We start from the raw sequence: 2,358 nt of genomic DNA on the forward strand, positions 1-2,358 counted from the left end.
GTACGTCCCGTTGCCGAATGCGAAGTGATCCGCTGTTGATAGGAGGTGATCGCGAGTAGAAGCGATCACGCACCGATATGCAGGTTTCCCGGATCGGCCTCTATCGACCGAATCGCACCTCAGCGCAGGCCACAACCGCTCCCTGGCACCTCTCCCCGTTACCCTCTTCGAGTGTTCCGTTCGATTCCCCACTCGGGTAGGGCACAAGGTCATCGACATTTCGCGGGCTGTCGGGGACTTGAAAGCACATCGGCGTGCGAAGCATCCTCGTGCGGCGGAAGCGAGCCCGTTGGGTGTGAAGTTCGGGATCGATATCGCGGAAACAGACGAGACGCTCGCCGGCAGCATTCGAGATGCCCTCGGTTTCGGTGCGCCGGGTGACGTCGCCCTGCCCGCTGAGGTCGTCACGGACCTCACCCGGTTCGGCCCCGAATTCATGTCGCCGAACGGTGAGCTGTCGGCGGTGCTGATCGGTGAAGCCAAGGGGATCGAAGCCCTCAACGGGAAAAGGCCGTACGGCTGTCGATCCATGACGACACCGGCCTCGAGACGACGGTCCAGGAGGGCTTGATCACGCGCTGCTCCTACGGGAGCGATGGTTGCTCGATCACCGCCGGGTTTCACCGGTTCGGCGAGTGTCGATGAGAACGATCCCGCTCGACGACCACCACTGGTGACAGATTCCAGCGACTGCCAGTTACGTGTACTTCTTGGGTTTGGTTACTCCGCCGCCGCCCGCGGGCGGCGGCGGTTTCGGTGCCGGTGGTGGTGGCGGTTTGCGGGAGGTCGGGCGATAGCCCTTCTCCTCGTTCGCGGAGGTATCCATCCTGTGCGTGATGGGGCGATCCTCTCCCCCGGTCGGCGAGTCGTCCTCGCCGGTCACTTCGCGCTCGTCTCGGTATGCGCAGCCTTGGTCTGGTGTTGCTGTCCGATACCTGCGGACCCCCCCCGGCGCCGGCGTCGGCTTTCGTCCCCTCACTCGCAGCGTCTTCGCGCGAACGCTCGGGGTGTAGCCGCCCTTCCGCGGCGGTAGCCAGCCACGCGGCACCTTGGCCTCGCCATCAGCAGTCGACTCACTGTTCGTCGTCACTGACCATCACCCGCCTCATTCGATCCGTTCGTTCCATTATCACTCGAGTCCCCTACCTCGGCCGGGTTGCGTAGAACCTGGACCAGCTGCGCGTCGCTGCAGTCGACCCATACACCTGCCGAAGCCTCGACTGTCTCTCCGAACGTGCCGCTCTCGTCGAGCGCGTACGCGGTCTCGAGGAACACCTCCCGGGTCTCGGGATAGCCGGTAAAGAACCCGGTGGCACCCACCTGGCCCCCGATCCAGCCGCCGTCCTTCGTCAACACCCTCACGAAGTCGTCTGGCGCGATCATGCGCGAGGAGTAGTAGTCCCATGCCGTAGGTGTCGGATCATACGACCGGAATCGCTCACCCCACTTCGAGTCGGGAAGCACCCGTCTGACCTTGAATGCGAACTCGACGACAGCAACAAGAGCAGGAACCACGAACACCATCACCCCCGCAGCCAGTGCCGTCAATCGCGGATGCTCGAGTGAGGACAGTGGCTCGGTCACTGCTCGAGTCAGGGTGCCACCCAGGACGATGATGTAGACCAAGGCGAGCCCGGCCGGATACCGATACCGCCCGCAAGAACCTGACGCTGACCTCGCGTTCGGCAAGGGTAGGACCCTGCAGCCGGCCCCGAACACCCTGGTACACGAATCCGGGAATCACCACCAGCAGGATCGTGAGCGCTTGCTCCCATCCACTGACCAACTGCACAAGGACTCCCCTTCAAACCCCATGCCTCACCAGCGACAAACCAGCGCACCGGGGGCTGGCACCTCTCCGCTGGCTGGTGCGAGACCGCTTCGAGCACAACGTACATCCTCAGCTCGGCGAACGAGGCCGGGGGCCCGGCCCACCTCCGTAGCTTCGATACGCCGAAACTGGTAGCGATCACCACACTCCGCGCCGCTTTCCACACTCGGCGAAGCTACGACCAGCCTCAGAGAGTGAGCCTGACCGGCAGGCGCACTCTTCACAATCGGCAACGTGCGGCCAGAGCCGATCAGTAGTGAAGACGCCACGGCAGCGACGACCGTCGGAGTGGACGAAGCCGGCGGACTTTCACACCCTTCGTCGAACTGCTGGACCGGTGATGCTCTTGCCTGTTGGTAGCCGGCACCACCCGGTGCCGCATGACAACGCACATCAAACACGAAGTCCTTGAAGCTGACCCCGGCCATCGGCACACACTTTCGGTGACACCGTACCCGAGACCGCCGAAACGATAGACGCAGGTCACGGCACAGGGGACTGCTGCACGGATAGGTGACCAAGCACCC

At 63.7% G+C, this 2,358-nt stretch carries 2 protein-coding genes and 1 pseudogene; 1 reads left to right on the forward strand and 2 read right to left on the reverse strand.

The window, feature by feature from the left end; translation table 11 throughout:
- The first annotated feature begins 295 nt into the window (after positions 1-295).
- The gene (locus WAW17_RS26440) at positions 296-571 is read left to right on the forward strand and encodes a hypothetical protein (protein ID WP_422335834.1); all 276 of its coding nucleotides are present in this window, start codon (positions 296-298) and stop codon (positions 569-571) included.
- 515 nt (positions 572-1,086) lie between these two features.
- Here WAW17_RS26440 and WAW17_RS26445 read toward each other — a convergent pair.
- Together WAW17_RS26445 and WAW17_RS26450 are read right to left on the reverse strand one after the other, a co-directional pair.
- Positions 1,087-1,719, reverse strand: a complete 633-nt coding sequence (locus tag WAW17_RS26445) for a DUF6338 family protein (RefSeq protein ID WP_422335835.1) — start codon at positions 1,717-1,719, stop codon at positions 1,087-1,089.
- Positions 1,652-1,792, reverse strand: a pseudogene (locus WAW17_RS26450) (DUF6338 family protein); the annotation flags it as partial. The gene WAW17_RS26445 and the pseudogene WAW17_RS26450, both read right to left, overlap by 68 nt.
- Between the last annotated feature and the right edge of the window lie 566 nt (positions 1,793-2,358).

This window comes from Rhodococcus sp. (in: high G+C Gram-positive bacteria) (assembly GCF_049286785.1).
Taxonomy (GTDB): domain Bacteria; phylum Actinomycetota; class Actinomycetes; order Mycobacteriales; family Mycobacteriaceae; genus Rhodococcus_F.